This is a genomic window from Burkholderia orbicola (assembly GCF_900100915.1).
Classification (GTDB): Bacteria; Pseudomonadota; Gammaproteobacteria; order Burkholderiales; family Burkholderiaceae; genus Burkholderia; species Burkholderia orbicola.
Window position 1 is genome coordinate 1,646,226 of the sequence record NZ_FNKW01000002.1, and the last position, 18,462, is coordinate 1,664,687.

The following is an 18,462-nucleotide window of genomic DNA, read 5'->3' on the forward strand; positions in this document are numbered from 1 at the left end:
GACTCACAGGTAGTCGGACAAGGCCGCGCGGGTCGGCGCGTGATCGAGCAGGCCGCTCATCCGGAAGAACTGCCGGATGTTGACGATCATCGGATGCTGACTCGTGATCGGATAGGCGCCGACCATGTCGTCCGCGATCCGTGCGCGCTCGGCGGCCGGCAGGTCGAGCGCGTCGATCAGGCGGCGATCGAACTGCAGTTGCAGGTCGGCGCTCAGGTATTCGCGCAGGAAACACGGCAGCCCTTCGCCGAGCGCGAGCCGCGCGGGTTCGTCGATCTCCGACCAGTACAGCTTCACGAGATTGATCCAGAACGCCGAGTGACGGCCTTCGTCCGCGAGGTGATCGGCCATCACGCCCTTCACCGAGCGCTTGAGCGTCGCGTCGCGCGAGAACGCCGCGACTTCCGCCGTGACCGTGTTCTCCGAGATCGCGACGCACAGCAGCTCCATGCCGTCGCGATACTGCGCGCCGACCCGCTCGACCGCGCGCGGAATCGCCCGCGACAGCTCGATCTCGCTGTTCGGCGGCAGCGGCGCGATGCCGGTGGCCTCCTCGACCTGCCGCAGGTAGTCCATCGCGACGTACGCGTGGTAGTCCTCGTCGATCACCACCGTCATCGCATCCTGCCGGCACGCGAACGGAAACGGATGCGCGAAGCGGCCGCGCGCGATCCGCAGCGCGGTGGCGTTGACGATCTCCGTCTCGAAGATGATCACGTCCTGGATGTACTTGTAGAAGCTCTGCAGCAGGACGAAATCGCGCACCGCATCGCCCGCATCGACGATCGCCGGGTGCGCGCACAGCGGCTGGCGTTCGAGCGGGTAGTAGCGCAGTTCGTCGTCCTCGACGATCCGCCGCGGGCGCGATCGCACGGTCGCGCGCGCCTCCCAGCGATCGACGTGGCTCACGTAGGTGACGGCGGTCGTCATCGCGTGTCCTCCGGGGAACCGTAGTAATGGATTTCAAGCAGCAGGCAGCCCGCGTCGCTGCGGAACGGGCCATGCGGCGTGCCGGCCGGGCGCACGAAGTAGCTGCCTTCCCGATACGTCGCGCGATACTCGCGCGTCGCGACGTCGACCAGGCTCTGGTCGCCGTCGATCAGGTGCACTTCCTCGTGGTAGTCGTGCAGGAACGGCACGCTCGTGCCCGCGCCGGGATCGAACCGCACGATCCGGGTCCGGATGCCGCGCTTCGCGTGCTCGTCCAGCGTATCGACGAGCACGACCTGGTCGATGCCGTCGTCGAACGCCGCCGGGTGCTCCCACTCGAGCGCCGCGAAATCGACGATGCGCTCCGACAGCCCGCGCGCGTTCATGCCGGCACCACGTTGCGGGTCTGGCCGAGATGCGCGAGCAGCCCGTCCCACAGGCGCATGCGCTCGTCGATCGCGTCGAGCCCGGCCTGCAGCGCTTCCTCGAGCTTCGCCGCGTCGCCGTCGGCCGCCTCGCGGATCATCGCGCGCGCCGCAGGCCCGTGCTCGCCCGAATCCACTTCGATGTGGCGGTCGAGGTAATACACGAGCAGCGGGATCGACGAGCGCTCGATCTTCCATTCGTCGAGCAGCGTGCGGAACATGTCGGGAATCACGTTCTCGCGGCCGTAGAAGAAGTTGCCGAGCACCTGGTGCGTCGCGCCCGACGTGCACGCGGCCATCGTCGCCTCGACGAAGCAGATCACCGGCTCCGGCGCATCGACGGCCTTCAGCGCGGCCGACACCGAGAAGCCCGAGCGCACCAGCGACACCATTTCCTCGATGCGCGACGTCGACGCGCCGACATCGCGCATCGCGTGCAGGTACAGGTCGTAGTGGCTCATGTGGCCGTTCGGCGTTTCGTCCGATTCCTCGCCGAGCACGATCTCGTTGATGAGACGCGACGCGTTCGCGTTACGCGGCGCGACCCACGGCACCGCGACGGTCGTCAGGTCCTGCTGCAGCCGCTTCACGAGCGACATGAAATCCCACACGGCGAATACGTGCCATTCCATGAACACGCGCAGCTCGTCGATGGTACGGATCGATCCGAACACCGGATGATGCGCGAGCCGCTCGTGCTGCTCGCCGATTTTTCGCTCCAGCCCTTCCAGTTGATTCACGGGACTCTCCTAGTAATGTCCGCTCGCGCCAGCCCACTGCGCCGGCTTCCGGCGCCGGAAACCGTTTCCGGCGAATTGCCTGCATGCCGTTTTCGGCTTGCGCAGCAATTTCAGGCGTCGATGCTAAATAAGCTGCCAATTTGCCGCCTATTCAAAACGGACATTCTCATATTCTTTCCGGACCAGACTATTCACTCACGCCTCAAAGCCTTTACTGGCAAGGACTTTACGAATTACCGACAAAACCGCACGGAATTGACAGCCGCAAATTGGACTGTCTAGGATAAGAATTGCGATTCATCAAAAAATGAAATGCACGATGCGAATATGTATTTTTCATTAAACAAATACACGCATTTAATTCATCCACCGGAATAAGCTTTCCAGGAGAAACGACGTGATCGATTCGACGCTTCAATTGCCGCTGTCCGCGCCGCAGCGGGATTTCTGGGAGGCCGCCCTCGCGTATCCCGTCCCGTCGACGCATATCTATGCGGCCGAGTATTTCGAGATTCGCGGCGCACTCGACACCGACGCATTCGAACGCGCGTTGCGGCAGGTGATTCGCGAGGCGCAGACGTTGCACACGACGCGGATCGTGCTGGATGGCGACACACCCGTGCGCGTGCTCGACGCCGCGCTCGCCGACGACTGGGTGCTCGAACGCGTGGATCTCGCCGGCACGAAAGACGCGCACGCCGTCGCGCTCGCCGGCATGCGTGCGCACTGCACGGGCGCGATCGAACTGGCGCGCGGGCCGTTCTTCCGCCACACGCTGTACCGCATCGCACCGGATCACTACTACTGGTATCACGGCTACGCGCACATCCTGGTCGACGGCTATTCGGGCAGCCTGATCGCCACGCGCGCCGCCGAGCTGTACAGCGCGTTCGCGGCGGGCGCCAAGGCGCCGCCCGCGCGCTTCGCGTCGCTCGCCGAGCTGCAACTCGACGAAGACGCGTACCGCGCGTCCGAACAGTTCGCGCACGATCGCCGCTACTGGCTCGAACGCTTCGCGGACCAGCCACGCACGGTCACGCTCGCCGGCCCCGCGCGCTTTCCCGAGCGCGACGACGGGCCCGACCTGCGCGAGACGCGCATCGCGAGTGCGAACGAGAGCGCGCGCATCGAGGCGGTCGCCAAGGGGCTGTTCACGTCGACGGTGCCGCGGCTCGTCACCGCGCTGACCGCCGCTTACCTGTACCTGAACACCGGCGCGCACGACATCGTGCTGTCGGTCGCCGCGATGGCGCGCACGTCGGCCCGGGAGCGCCGCACGCCGACGCAGTGCGCGAACATGCTGCCGCTGCGCCTGCACGTCGAGCCGGGCCACACGCTCGACGACCTGTGCCGCCAGGCGAACCGCGAGATGACCGCGTTGCGCCAGCACCAGCGCTACCGGATGGGCGACCTGCACCGCGAACTGACGTCGCTCGACAACGGCCAGGGCGTGTTCGGCCCCGAGATCAACATCATGGCGTTCGACTACGACCTGCGGTTCGGCGACTGCGTGACGACGTCGCACAACCTGTCGGTCGGCACCACCGACGACCTGATGGTGAACCTGACCGACCGCCGCAACGGCGAACCGCTGCGCTTCGACTTCGACGCGAGCCCGCAGTACTACAGCCGCGACGCGCTGAACGCCCACGTCGGCCAGTTCCTGACGTTCATGCGCATCGCGCTCGACGATCCGTTCGCGACGCTCGGCGCCCTCGAAAGCCGGCTCGGCTTTCAACCGGCAGCGCTCGCCGGCTGAAAATCGTCTGCGTCACCGTGTTGCTCCATCCAACCGAATCACTACGGAGTCCTGTCATGTCTTATTCGGAATCGCGCTTCTGGCATCCCCGGCAACATCCGCTCGCCGCGTCGCGCTCGCCGATCCGCATCACGCGCGGCGAAGGCTGCTACCTGTACGACGACACCGGCCGGCCGTATCTCGACGCGGTCGCGTCGCTGTTCAACGTGTACGTCGGCCACGGCCGGCGGGAAATCAAGGAAGCGATCGTCCGGCAGCTCGACGAACTCGAATATCACCCGGTATTCGCCGGGTTCAGCCATCCGCGCGCGGAAGAACTGTCGGCGCGGCTGATCGACATGCTCCAGCCGGAAGACATGAGCCGCGTGATCTTCGGCTCCGGCGGCTCGGACGCCGTCGAGGCCGCGCTGATGATCGCGCGGCAGTACTGGAAGGTGTCCGGGCAGCCCGAGCGCACCAAGTTCATCGCGCTGCGCCAGGCCTATCACGGCTCGCACTTCGGCGGCAGCTCCGTCACCGGCAACACCGTCTACCGGCGCAACTACGAGCCGACGCTCGCCGGCTGCTTCCACGTCGAGACGCCGTGGATCTATCGCAACCCGTTCACGCATGACCCCGAGGAACTCGGCCGGCTGTGCGCGTCGCTCGTCGAGCGCGAGATCCTGTTCCAGGGGCCCGACACCGTGGCCGCCTTCATCGCCGAACCGGTGCAGGCGACCGGCGGCATCATCGTGCCGCCCGCGAACTACTGGCCGCTGGTGCGCGAGGTGTGCGACCGCCACGGCGTGCTGCTGATCGCCGACGAAGTGGTGACGGGCTTCGGCCGGACCGGCGCCGCGTTCGGCAGCCGCGGCTGGGGCGTCGCGCCGGACATCATGTGCCTGGCGAAGGGCGTGTCGTCGGGATATCTGCCGCTCGGCGCGACCGTCGTCAACCGCCGCATCGAGAATGCGTTCGCGTCCAACCCGGGCGGCATCGGCACGCTGATGCACGGCTACACCTATTCGGGCCACCCGATCGTCTGCGCGGCCGCGCTCGCGAACCTGCAGATCATCGTCGACGAGGATCTCGCCGGCAACGCGGCGCGCGAGGGCGCGTACCTGCTGGAGCGGCTGCAGCCGCTCGTCGACCGCTATCCGGTCGTCGGCGACGTGCGCGGCAAGGGGCTGCTGGTCGGCATCGACCTCGTGAAGGACAAGGCGACACGCGAATCGATCGAGCCGTCGGACGGCTATGCGGCCGCACTCGCCGACGCGGCGCGCGATGCGGGCGTGCTGATCCGCTCGCTCGGCAACCGGCTCGCGATCGCGCCGCCGCTCGTGATCGGTCGCGAAGACGTCGACCGGATCGTGCATGCGGTCGAGCACGCGTTCGAAACGGTGCCGCGCTGGACCGCACGCTGAGCGCGGCGGCGGGGCGGCGGCGGTCAGCGTGCCGCCGCTTCCGCGGCCGCGAGGTACTGGCTCGGCGTGACGCCGAACGCGCGCTTGAAGGTGGCCGCATAGGTGGTCGGGCTGCGATAGCCCACCTGATGCGCGGCCTGCGTGACGGGCATGCCGCTCGCGAGCAGCGCGAGCGACATCGACAGCCGCAGTTGCTGGCGCCACGCGGCCACGCTCATGCCGGTCTCGCTGCGAAACAGGCGCGCCAGGTGGCGCGCGCTCAACGCGGCGTCGCGCGCGAGCGTGTCGAGCGGCAACTCGCAGTGCGGCTCGCGCTGCAGCCGCTCGCACAGCTTCAGCAAGCGCCGGTCGCGCGGCAGCGGCAGCGTGAGCGGCGTCTGCGCGAGCTCGCTCAGTTCGTCGGCGAACAGGCGCGCGAGCGGATCGTGGTCGACGCTGCAATCGAACGGATGCGACACGCGCGTGGCGAGTTCGCGCAGCAGTGGCGATACCGTCATCGCGCACAGCGTGGCCGGCAGTCGCGCGCTGAGCGCGTCGCCGAGATAGAGCGAGCAGAGCTGGACGTCGTCGGCCACGCGCATCGCATGAACGGTGCGCGCCGGAATCCAGATCGCGCGCAGCGGCGGGGTGATCCAGCGCTGGCCTTCGACGTCGAGTACCAATACGCCGCGCGTCGTAAACAATAGTTGCCCGGCCTGATGCGCGTGCGGGGCATACTCGTGAGCAAGCGCGCGGGCGGGGGCCGACGCGCAGGGCGGTTCGATCGCGCGGATCCCGCCGAAGGCGAACGCGCGCGCACCGGCGCGCGCGAGGAGGGGCACGTCTTGAACGCTGGTCATGGTCGATCAGTCCTGATACGAAACCGGAGGGGTACCGCAACACGTGAAACGACGGGGGGACAGTGCCCGCACAAGCGGGCCCGTCGTGCGAACAGCCGCCATTAAACCGGCGTCGGCTTCGCCTCAAAACTGTCCTTTTGAACAGGATACGCGCGGGGCGCAATGCACGGCCCGCCCACACCGACGAGGATCACCGATGGACCTGACAATACTGCACGACTGTTTCGACGCACTACAACGCGCGCCCACCGCGGAAGCCGCGTTTCCGCCGATTGCCGCCGCCGCGGCCGCGCTCGGGTTCCGGTATTGCGTGTACGGCTTGCGCCGCACGCTGCCGCTCGCCCGGCCCGACCTGCAGATCGTCGGCAATCATCCACGCGAATGGGAGCACCGTTATGTGAAATTCGGCTACGTGACGATCGATCCGATCATCAAGCGGGTCGCGAGCCAGCCGCGGCCGGTCGTATGGAATGCGTTCGACGAACCGGGCGACACCGCGTTCTGGCACGACGCGGCGTGCTTCGGGATGCGTTACGGCTGGTCGCACGGCGGCTACGACCGGGCCGGCAATCTCGGCGTGCTGACGCTCGTGCGCGACACGACGCCGCTCGACGCGGACGAAATCTCGCGATTGCGCGCACCCTGCGCGAGCCTCGCGCATGCGGCGCACGCATACCTGATGCCGCGCCTCGCCGATCCGATCGCGCCGGTCGGCACCGGGCTGACGCTGCGCGAGCGCGAGGTACTGGCGTGGACGGCCGACGGCAAGACGGCCTACGAGATCGGGATGATCTTCGGGATCGCGGAGCGGACGGTGAAGTTCCACCTGCAGAACGCCGTCGTGAAGCTCGACGCGATGAACAAGACGCATGCGGCCACCAAGGCCGCGATGCTCGGGCTGCTGCCCTGACGGCGCGCACGCGCACGCCGTGATCTGAAAAGAAAACCCGGGCCGGCCCTGCCGCCCGGGTTTCGACCCGCTTATGCGGCGGCCTGCGCCGCCGGCTGCTCGGCAAAGAAGGTTGCCTGCACAACTTCATCCGCACGGGCATACGCGCGGTTCACGCCGCTGATCACCGCACGAATCGACGCAGTCGTCAGGTTCGCATCGACGCCGACGCCGAACGCGCTGCCGCGCACGCCCGTACCGGCCAGCTCGGCGATCGCGATCGCCTTCGCATCGGCGCCCTGCGACAGCGCGCGTTCCTCGTAATGCTGGATCCGCAGCGGCGTGTGCAATGCATGCATCAGCGCGTCGAGCGGGCCGTTGCCTTCGCCACGCAGCACGCGGCGCTCGCCGTGCACGTCGGCGGTCAGCACGATCGTCTCGCGGCCGTCGCGCTCGGTCAGCTCATGGCTGACGTAACGCAGCGGCGTGTCGCTTTCGACGTACTCCTGCTGGAACAGCGCCCAGATCTGCGCGCTCGTCACCTCGTGCCCGCTCTCGTCGGTCAGGCGCTGTACGGCCGCGCTGAAATCGACCTGCATGCGGCGCGGCAGCGCAACGCCGTAGCCCTGTTCGAGCAGGTACGCGATCCCGCCCTTGCCCGACTGGCTGTTCACGCGAATGATCGAATCGTACGTGCGGCCGAGATCGTTCGGATCGATCGGCAGGTACGGCACTTCCCATACGGTGTCGGCGCGCTGTACCGCGAAGCCCTTCTTGATCGCGTCCTGGTGCGAGCCGGAGAACGCGGTGAACACGAGGTCGCCGACATACGGATGACGCGGGTGGACCGGCAACTGCGTGCACTCCTCGGACGTGCGCGCCACTTCGTTGATCTGCGAGAAATCGAGGCCCGGATCGACGCCCTGCGTGTACAGGTTCAGCGCGAGCGTCACGAGATCGACGTTACCGGTGCGTTCGCCGTTGCCGAACAGGCAGCCCTCGATCCGGTCGGCGCCGGCCATCACCGCGAGCTCGGCCGCCGCGACCGCGGTGCCGCGGTCGTTGTGCGGGTGCACCGACAGGATCAGCGAATCGCGGCGCGCGAGGTTGCGGTGCATCCATTCGATCTGGTCCGCGTAGTAATTCGGCGTGCCGATTTCCACCGTGGCCGGCAGGTTCACGATCGACTTGCGCTCGGGCGTCGGCTGCCACACGTCGAACACCGCGTCGCACACTTCCTTCGCGAAATCGAGTTCGGTCGCGGTAAACGTTTCCGGGCTGTACTGCAGCGTGAATTGCGTGTCGGTCGCCGCATCGGCGCACCGCTTGATCGTGCGCGCCGCGTTCACCGCCAGCTGCTTCACGCCGTTGCGATCGAGGTTGAACACGATCTTGCGGAATTCCGGCGCGGTCGCGTTGTACAGGTGCACGATCGCGCGCTTCGCGCCGCGCAGCGATGCGAAGGTGCGCTCGATCAGGTCGTCGCGCGCCTGCGTCAGCACTTCGATCGTCACGTCGTCGGGAATGTGGCCGCCCTCGATCAGTTCGCGGACGAAATTGAAATCGGTTTCGGACGCGGACGGGAACGCGACCTCGATCTGCTTGAAGCCGATCGCCACCAGCGTCTTGAACATCCGCATCTTGCGCGTGGCGTCCATCGGTTCGAACAGCGCCTGGTTGCCGTCGCGCAGGTCGGTGCTCATCCAGATCGGCGCCTGCGTGATCGTGCGCGACGGCCACGTGCGGTCGGGCAGGTTGACGGGCGTGAACGGTCGGTATTTCGTCGCGGGGTTCTTCAGCATCATGATGTCGGTCCTCGGTCTGTTTGTCGGTGAAGCGCGGCGCGGCAGCCATCGGCGTCAGGAGCCGGCGACGTGCGCAGCGGTGAAAACGGCAAAAAAGCGGCACAACGGCAAAGCGGTACGGCAAACGACGGCCTTGGCGGTTGAGCGACCGGGACGGAGCGGAGTGGTGACGGAAGAAAGACGAACTCAGGCGCCGGTCGACAACCGGGGCCAGGTCGGTGATGCGGGGAAAATCTGGCGCTTCAGGAAAGAAGCAGATGGAAAGCGCGCAGCCGCAGACCCAGCCCGGAGAAGCGGGCTAGTAGTCGTAGCGAGAAGAGGAACTGGGCGGCGTGCATGACCGGCATCAAATCACAGGGTGACCACGGCTGTCAACCCGGTACGCATCCATCCCGCTCCGTCCCCCCGACGCGCGCGTTTGCGCAGAATCAGTCCCGTCTGATAGGCGGCGGCGTGCCCCGTCGATATGCTTCACGGGTGCGGCGCCGGTGAGGCCCTATTCATGTTCGGAGTGAGTCGGTCCATCCTCTTCGCCGGCGCCGCACCCCCCTCCTTGCAATCGGGCTTCGGTGTGGGCGTTCGACGGTGGCCGGTGGGCGCGGCCACGACAGAGATGCTGATGTTGAAACGAAACGCTGCCATATGCGAACGCCGAGCGTCTGCTCCGAAGTCCGATTGCCCCCCGCCTCTCCTGCCCCACCTTCGCGTTGCGCTCGCGCATCATTCAGGAAAGCGATACACGCATCGATATAGTTTCCTGAATATATCCAAACTCGCTTCATTAAGCATGTTTCATTAAATCGATTAGCGCTGCTTTTCGAATTACTGAACAATACCCATTCTCATCCGAATATTTTTTTATTTATTTTTCGTCATGCTCGCCATGTCGCATTTCAAACGGCAAACGTTTGTGCGACAAGGCCCTTGGCCTTACCTAACAAGCCACAGGAGAACAGCATGGCCGACTCTCAAACGTCATCAAACCGCGCCGGAGAGTTTTCGATTCCGCCGAATACCGATTTCCGCGCGATTTTCTTTGCGAATGCAGCCGAACAACAGCACATCAAGTTGTTTATCGGCGACAGCCAGGAACCCGCCGCGTATCACAAGCTGACGACGCGCGACGGCCCGCGCGAAGCCACGCTCAATTCCGGCAACGGCAAGATCCGTTTCGAAGTGTCGGTGAACGGCAAGCCGTCGGCGACCGACGCGCGCCTCGCGCCAATCAACGGCAAGAAGTCGGACGGCTCGCCGTTCACGGTCAACTTCGGGATCGTCGTGTCGGAAGACGGCCACGACAGCGACTACAACGACGGAATCGTCGTGCTCCAGTGGCCGATCGGCTGACCTGACGCGGATCGACCATCGATCGCCGCCGGCCGCCTCCCGGGCGGCTGGCGGGATTGCGCCGCGTTCAGCGGGATCTCACCCGACCCAGAACCGCCTCATCATCGGAGACTTCCATGCCGCTCCTTTCGGCTTCGATCGTCAGCGCGCCCGTCGCGACGTCGGAGGCTTACGTCGACATCCCCGGCCTCTACATCGACATCGCGAAGGCCGGGATTCGCGACGGGAAACTGCAGGTCATCCTCAACGTGCCGACGCCTTACGCGACCGGCAACAACTTCCCCGGCATCTATTTCGCGATCGCGACGAACCAGGGCGTCGTCGCGGACGGCTGCTTCACCTATTCGGCGAAGGTGCCCGAAAGCACCGGCCGCATGCCGTTCACGCTCGTCGCGACGATCGACGTCGGCAGCGGCGTCACGTACGTGAAGGGCCGATGGAAAAGCGTGCGCGGCAGCGCGATGCACATCGATTCGTACGCGAGCCTGTCAGCGAGCGGAGAAACGGCTGCGCCCTCGTCGTCGCAAGGCGGCGGGAACCAGGGCGCCGAAACCGGTGGCGCCGGAGCCGGCAACGTCGGTGGCGGCGGCGAACGCGACGGTACGTTCAATCTCCCGCCGCACATCAAGTTCGGCGTGACCGCGCTCACCAACGCGGCGAACGACCAGACGATCGACATCTACATCGACGACGACCCGAAACCGGCCGCGACGTTCAAGGGCGCCGGCGCACAGGACCAGAACCTCGGCACGAAGGTGCTCGATTCCGGCAACGGACGCGTGCGCGTGATCGTGATGGCGAACGGCAAGCCGTCGCGGCTCGGTTCGCGACAGGTCGACATTTTCAAGAAGTCGTACTTCGGGATCGTCGGGTCGGAAGACGGCGCCGACGACGACTACAACGACGGCATCGTGTTTCTGAACTGGCCGCTGGGTTGATCGACGGCCATCACGAAACATCGCAATGGCGACGGGGCCCGCCACGCATTGCGCGTCGCTCGAGCAATCATTTGCAGTCCCACTGCTGTACACCGCGCGCGGCCCGGTGAAATCCGTTCGCCGGTCACGCGATGCGGAACCTTCCATCCAGACGAGGACGACATGTCACAACCCTTTACCCACGACGACCTGTACGCGCTGCTGCAACTCGCGGGCAACGACGCCACTGCCGTGCAGGCCAACGGCGATCAGGCCGTGCTCGACCGGATGCGCCAGTTCATGACCGCGCAGCTCGTCGAGAAACTCCCGCAATACGACGTGTTCGTCGATATCGCGACGATCCCGTACAGCTTCGACGTCGGCAGTTGGCAGAACAAGGTGAAAGCCGATGCGGCAGGCGAAGTCGTCGCCTGCACGGTGACGTGGGCCGGCGCGCCGGGTGTGTTGCCCGGGGCTGCGGCGAAGTTCGGCGTCGGCGCGGTGGTCAATTACTTCTCGAAAGCGACGCCGCAACCGGTACAGCCGGCGCCCGCGCCGACCGGCGGCGGCGAACGCGACGGCATCTTCAACCTGCCGCCGAACATCGCATTCGGCGTGACCGCGCTGGTCAATTCGTCCGCACCGCAGACGATCGAGGTCTTCGTCGACGACAACCCGAAACCCGCCGCGACGTTCCAGGGCGCCGGCACGCAGGACGCGAACCTGAACACGCAGATCGTGAACTCGGGCAAGGGGAAGGTGCGCGTGGTCGTGACGGTGAACGGCAAACCGTCGAAGATCGGCTCGCGCCAGGTCGACATCTTCAAGAAGACCTACTTCGGGCTGGTCGGATCGGAAGATGGCGGCGACGGCGACTACAACGACGGCATCGCGATCCTGAACTGGCCGCTGGGTTGAGGCGCGGCAGCCTGACGCGCGTCGCCACGCCGCCCGGCGTGGCGATGGGCCGGTGCGCGTCCGTCATCTGCAAGCCCCAGCCCGCGCCGCCATGATGCGATCGGCCGCGACGATACGCGCCAAGGCCGATCGCTCCGCGCATCCTCGCCCGTCGAATCACCACGCCCACCGCACGCCTGCATTGCCGGTAATCGTGCGCTGGTGCTCGCCACCGAGGTTCGTCAGATAGCTGACCGTCGCATACGCGCTGCCGCGCTTCGTCAGTTGCGCGACGAGGCCCACGCCGATCTGGCCGGCCGTCTGCCCGACCTGCGTGCCGATCGTCGTCGAACCGCCGAACGTCGTCCTGTCGTCGGTGCCGAACGAACGCAGCACGTTCACGCGCAAGTACGGCTTCCAGCTCACGCCGCTCGCATCGAACGCGTATTGCAGCCGCGCGCCGATCCGGCCGACGAACGTATTGCCATTGTTCCACGTGACGTCCGACACGCCGTCGTTGAATCGGGCCAACGACAGCCATTGCCACAGCAACTGCGCCTGCGGCTCCAGCGTCAGCCCATAGCCGAGCGAGATCGGCACGCCCGCTTCGACCGAACCGGTGACCGCGTTGCCGTCCGTCGAACCACTCACATTGTTGTTCGAATGCGTGCGTACGGTCAGCAGGCTCCCCATCACCACTGCGTCCGTATACCAGCCACCCGGGCCAATGTGTGTCCAGTATCCACCGAGGTTGTACGCATTCACCTGCAGCGAACCCACACCCAGATCCGGCTGCGCGAACGCAAAGCCCTTCACGTCGCCGACCGCGCGCGAGAAGCCGAGGAAGAAGCCGTAGTGATTGCGATGGCCACGGGCGGTCGTATCGGCGTAGAGATCCTGCCCGACCTGCATCCCCCACACCGTGCCGTCGAACGACGGCGTCACATCGCCCTTCTGCTTGATGTTGCTGTTGCCGCCCCATACACGCGCCCACGACGCGGGCACCGAACCGTTTTCGGCGAACAGTCCCTGTTCGCCTTGGCGATCATGGAAGGTATCGATCTGCAGCAATCCAAGCTGGCGCGCGACAGCCGGCACTTCCGAGTACAGCGGGACTTCGGGACGGTAAACAGGTTCCGGCTTGGCGTCGGGTGCCGCGTTCTTGACAGCCTCGACGATCGATTCCGGCGTACCGTCGGCAACACTGAATGGCGGTTGCTGCGTTGGCTGATCCGGCCGCGGAGGAACCGTGCTGCGCAGATACCAGTCCTCCCCCGTCAAGGCGGTAACCCCGCCTTTCACCAGATAATAGGAGTAAGCGCCAGCGCTGACCGTACCGCCCGCCAACGTAAACGCGTTACCCGTATTCGCAAAGTTCACGGCGTAAACCAGCCGAATACCGTCGGACTTGGTCAGCGCACCGGCACCACCGACGTTCGTTACGTTCAGTGTCGTCTTGCCGCTTGCCGTCGCCACTGCCGGCACACCGCCGATCAGCAGCGTGTCCGATGGCGCACCGTCGCCGGCAAGCGTCGTATTCATGTTGACCGCTCCATTCTGCCCGACATAATTGCCCGACACGGCCAATCCGTTACCGACAACGCGCCCACGGAGCTCCACCACTCCCGCATTCGTCAGGGTTCCGAATATCCGGAAGTCTCCCGGCAAACCGCTGGCCAGACTGGGCAGCGCATTCGCGACTGAAATCGTGCCATTGTTCGTCACGTTACCCGTCACACTGCCATACCCGCCAAGCGTCGCACCGGGCGCGATGGTCAAGGGGCCACCGCCCCGCAGTCCCGCCGCCGCATCGAGATCACCGACAATGAGCGTGCCGGCTGCCACGTTCGTTCCACCCGAATACGTGCTGTGTACGCCATTCAATGTCAGCGTGCCGTCTCCCAGCTTGGTGAGTCCGCCCGAACCCGTGATGTCCTGCATGATCGTCGTGTTGAACCCCTGCGTATCGATCGCGCCGTTGTTCGAAGTGGTCGAGATCGCGCGGCTCGACGCGAGATTGAACGCGCTGCCGAACTGCAGCGTGCCGCCGTTGAAAGTCAGTCCTCCGGACGAAGCGCCGAGCGCGTTGTCCACCGCAACCGACAGCGTGCCCTGCGTGATCGTCGTGCCGCCGGAATACGTATTGCCGCCCGCCGCGGACGGCGTGAGCGTCAACGTACCCGCGCCGGTTTTCTCCACCGCGCCCGACCCGCTGATCGTACCCGTGTACGTGCCGGCGCTGTCCTGCTGGAAGCGCACCAGCCCGTTGTCGGTGACGGACAGCGGCAGGTTCGACGCATTCGCCTGCAGCGTCGCGCCCGCGTTGACTGTCGCGGCGACCGACGCCGTCGTCGTGCCGAGCGTGCCCGTAAGGTTCAGCGTGCCGCTCTGCACCAGCGCGGTCGAGAACGTGCCGGTGCCGCCCCACGTCCAGTCGGCGCCGGCCATCGTCAGGCTCTGGAAATTCGTGAACGCATTCGACGCGGTGCCGGTGCCCTGCAACGTCACGGTGTTGGTGCCCGCGCCGCCGTTGGCCGTGCCGACGATCTGCGAGCCCGTCTGCAGGATCAGCGTCACGTTGCCGTTGCCGCCCTGGATCGCGGTGCCGCCGCCGCCCTGGATCAGCCCCGCGTTGGTGATCGTCGTCGCGCCGTTGGTCGAGCGCACGCCGATGCCGTTGTTGCTGATGATCCTGCCGCCGGCCTGGTTCGTGATCGTCGCGGTGAACGAACTGCCGAGCGTGTTCGATACGACGGCGTCGACGCTGCCGCCGCTCGTCGCGGTGCCGCTGGTCTGGATCGTGCCGCTGTTGACGAGCGTGTCGTTGTTGCCCTGCATGTAGACGGCCGGCGCATCGCGGCCGTTCGACGTCAGCGTGCCGCTGTTGGTGATCGTGCCGTTGCCGCCGAGCAGCGACGCGGCGCGCGCGTTGTTGCCGGATGTCGTCACGGTGCCCGTGTTGACGATCTGGTTGCCCGATGCGCCGGGATTGCTTTGCCCCCACGCGGCCGTCATCCCGTACGCGTTGTTGCCGGTGGTCGTGATCGTGCCGTTGTTGATGAGCGTGTTGTTGTTGCCGTTCGCGGCCATCCCGTCGTTGTACGCGCCCGACGTCGAAATCACGCCTGTCGCCGCATTGGTGAGCGTGTTGCCGTTGTTCACGCCGAGCAGCACCGCGCCGCGATTCGCGACGCCCGTGCCGTTGCCGGACATCGACAGGTTGCCGTTGTTGGTGATCGTGCTCGTCGTGTCGACCGAGAATGGCGTCGGTGTGGACGTCAGCACGTAGCTGCCCGTCACGGTCGAATCGAGGTTGATCGTCACGTTGGTGCTGCCGGCCGTGGCCACGACCGACGGCGCGCTCGCGCCGGTACACGTCACCGTCGTACCGCTGCCCGGCGCGGTAGCCGAGCACGCCGCATATGCACTGACCGGCACTGCGCCGGTGAGAATCGCCATTCCACCCAAACCCAGGTGTCGCGCCTTCCTTTTCATTTTTCCGCTCGCATTTATTGGTGACGTTATTGCTGCAAATCGGTGCGTGAAACGGGTTATATCACCCGTCTTGAAATAATCGCAAGATCAGAATGCGTGATGTCGGCAATCACCGCGCGATTAATTTCGCATCAGGAAACAAAGGGGCTGAAATTGCCGCTATGCAGCATGTGAAACGCCGGCGGGGCAGAGCGGTCGAGCGAGAAGGAAAGCCGGTTGAATTTGCCATCTTTTGCTTAACCACACTCAGCAAACGTGACGCGATCCGAATCAATCGGAAAATTTGACGTAGTCCGATGAATAATAGCCCGCTCGGGATGCTGCTCGCCATTTTACGATGTTGCTTCGCACGATGTCGTGCCATTCGACCGCGAGCGCATTTCCGACTATCCGCGCGGCGACGCCCACACGCGTGCTCACCATTACGATGCCGGCCATCACGGCCCACGGCCGGCATCCGCGACCGATCAGCCCGCTTCCCGCGCGACAACCTTCGACAGCGCCACCGGCTGCGCGAACGCGGCCGACGCCAGTTGCACGCGTGCATCACGCGCCACGCGGTTGAACGCCACGCGCTGCGCGCCCTTCAGTTTCGCTGCTCGGGCTGCGTGCACGAGTTCGATCGGATCGACGAGGCGGGCATGCCGGCGCACCTCGAAGTGCAGATGCGGGCCGGTTGCGGTGCCCGTGCTGCCGACCGCGCCGACGCGTTGACCGCGCATCACGCGCGCACCGGTTCGCAGCGTCGGCTCGAACGCCGAAAGATGCGCGTAGTACGACGCGTAGCCGCCGTCATGCCGAATCACCACGTACTTGCCGTAGCCGCGCGGCTCGGTGCCGATGAACGTCACGACGCCGCGCTCCGACGCATGCACCGCGCGGCCGGCCGGCGCCGCGAGATCGACGCCCGAATGCACGTGACGCGCGCCGCTCACCGGATGCACACGCCCGCCGAATGGCGAGCTGATGCGCGTCGCGGCGACCGGCATCGCGAAGCGAGCACCGGCGAGCGGCATGCCATCGAGGTCGTAATAAGCGCCCGGCGAACCGGCCTGCGCGGCGAACCACACCGCCGCGACCCGCTGCCCGCGAAAGCGGACGTCGAGCGCCGTCACGCGTACGCGGCCCGGCCGCGTTGCGTCGTGGTCGGGCTCGAATGCCACGCGGAAAGTATCGCCATGCGCGCCGCGCTGCTTCGGATCGATGCGCCCGGCCAGCATGCGAACGATCTGCGCGGCGACGCCGGCGGGCAGATCGGCGCGCGCCAGCGACGCATGCAGGCTGCCGACGATCGCGCCGGCACGCGTGCCGCGATCCGGCTGCGCGAGCGTGAACGGCTCGGCGGCGGCCAGATCGACCGGACCTGGCGCGAACGCCGGCTGCGCACCCGTCGCGGGCAACGCCGACGCCAGCCCGTAATCGAACCGCGACGCGTAGCCGCGTTCGACCGCCCCGCGCGCGGTATCGCACAGCACGCGATACGCGACGCAGGCGCCGAAGCGCGCCCCCGGATCGTCGCGTTCGATGCCCGCCGACACGTTCAACGCGTGCGACGCATAAGCGACGTCGAGCGGCGCAGCGGACGATGCACGCAGGCCGCCCCACGTGGTGCGCGCGGAATTGAAGAAAGGCACGTCGCCAAGGTCGGTGTTTTCCGCCGCCTCGGGCAAGGCCGGCGCGGCGTCGTGAAACGCCTGCGCTGCCGCGCCCTGTGCGCCGGCCACGCAGGCCGCCGCGACGATGCCGCGCAAGAACGCGCGACCGATCGGAAAACGATGAACGCCGCGTGACGCGGGTTGACCTTGCTCGCGTGCGACACGGAAACGCAGGTCTGACCGCATGACGTCGTCACTCGCTATTCAATGAAAAATCGGGAAAGAACCGGGCATCGCGGAGGAACGATCGTCGCGATCCGGCTACTCGACAGCGAGTGTATCGGCGTGGCCGAAACGGCTAAATAGGACTCGTCTTATTTGTTAAGAATGCCGCTTAATACTAGTACTAAAACAATGCCGCCGGGACGCCATGCATTCGCGCGAAACCCGCCGCGCCGTGTACAGTCGAGGGCTGCCGGCGCGCGACACGCGCCGCGCACTGTGTCTTCAACACCGGAATCCCGTCATGTTTCTCGATCATCTTCATCCGGAACGCTGGACGTTCCTGTGGAACGCATTGTCCACCCTCTCTCTCAAGCTTGCCGCCGGCCTGGCGCTGCTCATCGTCGGCTGGTGGCTGTCGAAACGCGTCGGCAACTGGCTGAACCGGCTGCTCTCGAACAAGGAGCGCGTCGACGACACGCTGCGGCCGATCCTCTGCGACGTCGCGGTATGGGGCATCCGCATCGTCGCGATCGTCGGCGCGCTGTCGCAGCTCGGCATCGAAACCTCGAGCATCGTCGCGGTGCTCGGCGCCGCGGGCCTCGCCATCGGGCTCGCGCTGCAGGGCACGATGCAGAACATCGCGGCCGGCATCATGCTTCTGCTGTTGCGACCGTTCAAGGTCGGCGACTACATCGACGGCGGCACGGGCGTCGCGGGCACCGTCGACGAAGTCGGGCTCTTCATGACGCGCCTCACGAAGCCGGACGGCATCTGCGAATACGTGCCGAACAGCGCGCTGTGGGGCAGCTCGATCCGCAACTACACGCGCAACCCGACGCGCCGCCTCGATCTCGAAGTGGAAGTGTCCGTGCACGACGATATCGATCGCGCGCTCGCTGCACTGCATGCGCTGGCCGTGGCCGATCCCGACGTGCTGCAGGACCCCGCGCCGGACGTGATGGTGATGCGTTTCGACGACAGCACGGCCGTCGCGAACATGCGCGTGTGGACGCATACCGACAAGTTCTGGGCGATGCGCTGGCGCCTCGCGCGCCAGGTGCGCAAGACGCTCGCCGAGGCGGACTGCGCGCTGCCGATCCGCACGCGGGAGCTGCACATCGTGCACGACGCGGAGCGCCGCGCAGGCGACGCGCGCGTGCGGGTCTTGTAGTGCCGCGGAGCGCGCCGCGCCCCGG

The 18,462-nt window shown here is 66.1% G+C and carries 14 protein-coding genes; 7 read left to right on the top strand and 7 right to left on the bottom strand.

What is annotated here, in order from left to right:
• Positions 1-3: 3 nt before the first annotated feature.
• From BLS50_RS24260 to BLS50_RS24270, 3 genes are read right to left on the bottom strand one after another with little or no spacing between them, the layout of a single operon-like run.
• Positions 4-930 (bottom strand): diiron oxygenase, encoded by a 927-nt coding sequence (locus BLS50_RS24260; RefSeq protein WP_006479989.1) that lies wholly within the window; start codon positions 928-930, stop codon positions 4-6.
• Positions 927-1,316: a cupin domain-containing protein gene (locus BLS50_RS24265; RefSeq protein ID WP_006479990.1), complete on the bottom strand. Its 390-nt coding sequence runs from the start codon at positions 1,314-1,316 to the stop codon at positions 927-929. The genes BLS50_RS24260 and BLS50_RS24265 overlap by 4 nt, the downstream gene beginning before the upstream one ends.
• Positions 1,313-2,095 (bottom strand): DUF3050 domain-containing protein, encoded by a 783-nt coding sequence (locus BLS50_RS24270; RefSeq protein ID WP_074804618.1) that lies wholly within the window; start codon positions 2,093-2,095, stop codon positions 1,313-1,315. The genes BLS50_RS24265 and BLS50_RS24270 overlap by 4 nt, the downstream gene beginning before the upstream one ends.
• 397 nt (positions 2,096-2,492) lie before the next feature.
• Between BLS50_RS24270 and BLS50_RS24280 the strand changes: the two genes are divergently transcribed.
• Complete coding sequence (locus BLS50_RS24280) at positions 2,493-3,854, top strand: condensation domain-containing protein (RefSeq protein WP_074804621.1); 1,362 nt, start codon at positions 2,493-2,495, stop codon at positions 3,852-3,854.
• Between the two features lie 56 nt (positions 3,855-3,910).
• Positions 3,911-5,257, top strand: coding sequence for an aspartate aminotransferase family protein (locus tag BLS50_RS24285; RefSeq protein ID WP_034175040.1), 1,347 nt, complete (start codon positions 3,911-3,913; stop codon positions 5,255-5,257).
• Between the two features lie 23 nt (positions 5,258-5,280).
• Here BLS50_RS24285 and BLS50_RS24290 read toward each other — a convergent pair whose 3' ends face one another.
• The gene (locus BLS50_RS24290; RefSeq protein ID WP_006479993.1) at positions 5,281-6,096 is read right to left on the bottom strand and encodes an AraC family transcriptional regulator; all 816 of its coding nucleotides are present in this window, start codon (positions 6,094-6,096) and stop codon (positions 5,281-5,283) included.
• 196 nt (positions 6,097-6,292) lie between these two features.
• On the opposite strand from BLS50_RS24290, the gene BLS50_RS24295 reads away from it, so the two are divergent.
• Positions 6,293-7,006, top strand: a complete 714-nt coding sequence (locus tag BLS50_RS24295; RefSeq protein WP_011548593.1) for an autoinducer binding domain-containing protein — start codon at positions 6,293-6,295, stop codon at positions 7,004-7,006.
• Positions 7,007-7,077: 71 nt separating this feature from the next.
• On the opposite strand, the gene leuA is transcribed toward BLS50_RS24295, so the two are convergent.
• A complete protein-coding gene (gene leuA, locus BLS50_RS24300) occupies positions 7,078-8,787 on the bottom strand; it encodes a 2-isopropylmalate synthase (protein ID WP_176934333.1) in 1,710 nt (569 codons plus the stop codon).
• A 960-nt stretch (positions 8,788-9,747) separates the two neighbouring features.
• On the opposite strand from leuA, the gene BLS50_RS24305 reads away from it, so the two are divergent.
• The 3 genes from BLS50_RS24305 (at position 9,748) to BLS50_RS24315 (ending at position 11,972) form a co-directional block, all read left to right on the top strand.
• Positions 9,748-10,137, top strand: a complete 390-nt coding sequence (locus BLS50_RS24305) for a fucose-binding lectin II (protein ID WP_006479996.1) — start codon at positions 9,748-9,750, stop codon at positions 10,135-10,137.
• Positions 10,138-10,253: 116 nt separating this feature from the next.
• A complete protein-coding gene (locus BLS50_RS24310) occupies positions 10,254-11,075 on the top strand; it encodes a fucose-binding lectin II (RefSeq protein ID WP_074804627.1) in 822 nt (273 codons plus the stop codon).
• Between the two features lie 162 nt (positions 11,076-11,237).
• On the top strand, positions 11,238-11,972 hold the full coding sequence (locus BLS50_RS24315) for a fucose-binding lectin II (RefSeq protein ID WP_074804630.1): 735 nt from the start codon (positions 11,238-11,240) through the stop codon (positions 11,970-11,972).
• A 156-nt stretch (positions 11,973-12,128) separates the two neighbouring features.
• On the opposite strand, the gene BLS50_RS24320 is transcribed toward BLS50_RS24315, so the two are convergent.
• Together BLS50_RS24320 and BLS50_RS24325 are read right to left on the bottom strand one after the other, a co-directional pair.
• A complete protein-coding gene (locus BLS50_RS24320; protein WP_074804633.1) occupies positions 12,129-15,410 on the bottom strand; it encodes an autotransporter outer membrane beta-barrel domain-containing protein in 3,282 nt (1,093 codons plus the stop codon).
• Between the two features lie 503 nt (positions 15,411-15,913).
• The gene (locus tag BLS50_RS24325) at positions 15,914-17,287 is read right to left on the bottom strand and encodes a M23 family metallopeptidase (protein ID WP_069230498.1); all 1,374 of its coding nucleotides are present in this window, start codon (positions 17,285-17,287) and stop codon (positions 15,914-15,916) included.
• Between the two features lie 280 nt (positions 17,288-17,567).
• Here BLS50_RS24325 and BLS50_RS24330 point away from each other — a divergent pair, with 280 nt between their 5' ends.
• Complete coding sequence (locus BLS50_RS24330) at positions 17,568-18,437, top strand: mechanosensitive ion channel family protein (RefSeq protein WP_074804636.1); 870 nt, start codon at positions 17,568-17,570, stop codon at positions 18,435-18,437.
• Positions 18,438-18,462: the final 25 nt, after the last annotated feature.

Coding starts and splice junctions, on each gene's coding strand:
- BLS50_RS24260 (WP_006479989.1), bottom strand. CDS start 930: ATGACGACCGCCGTCACCTACGTGAGCCACGTCGATCGCTGGGAGGCG.
- BLS50_RS24265 (WP_006479990.1), bottom strand. CDS start 1,316: ATGAACGCGCGCGGGCTGTCGGAGCGCATCGTCGATTTCGCGGCGCTC.
- BLS50_RS24285 (WP_034175040.1), top strand. CDS start 3,911: ATGTCTTATTCGGAATCGCGCTTCTGGCATCCCCGGCAACATCCGCTC.
- BLS50_RS24290 (WP_006479993.1), bottom strand. CDS start 6,096: ATGACCAGCGTTCAAGACGTGCCCCTCCTCGCGCGCGCCGGTGCGCGC.
- BLS50_RS24295 (WP_011548593.1), top strand. CDS start 6,293: ATGGACCTGACAATACTGCACGACTGTTTCGACGCACTACAACGCGCG.
- leuA (WP_176934333.1), bottom strand. CDS start 8,787: ATGCTGAAGAACCCCGCGACGAAATACCGACCGTTCACGCCCGTCAAC.
- BLS50_RS24305 (WP_006479996.1), top strand. CDS start 9,748: ATGGCCGACTCTCAAACGTCATCAAACCGCGCCGGAGAGTTTTCGATT.
- BLS50_RS24310 (WP_074804627.1), top strand. CDS start 10,254: ATGCCGCTCCTTTCGGCTTCGATCGTCAGCGCGCCCGTCGCGACGTCG.
- BLS50_RS24315 (WP_074804630.1), top strand. CDS start 11,238: ATGTCACAACCCTTTACCCACGACGACCTGTACGCGCTGCTGCAACTC.
- BLS50_RS24320 (WP_074804633.1), bottom strand. CDS start 15,410: ATGGCGATTCTCACCGGCGCAGTGCCGGTCAGTGCATATGCGGCGTGC.
- BLS50_RS24325 (WP_069230498.1), bottom strand. CDS start 17,287: ATGCGGTCAGACCTGCGTTTCCGTGTCGCACGCGAGCAAGGTCAACCC.
- BLS50_RS24330 (WP_074804636.1), top strand. CDS start 17,568: ATGTTTCTCGATCATCTTCATCCGGAACGCTGGACGTTCCTGTGGAAC.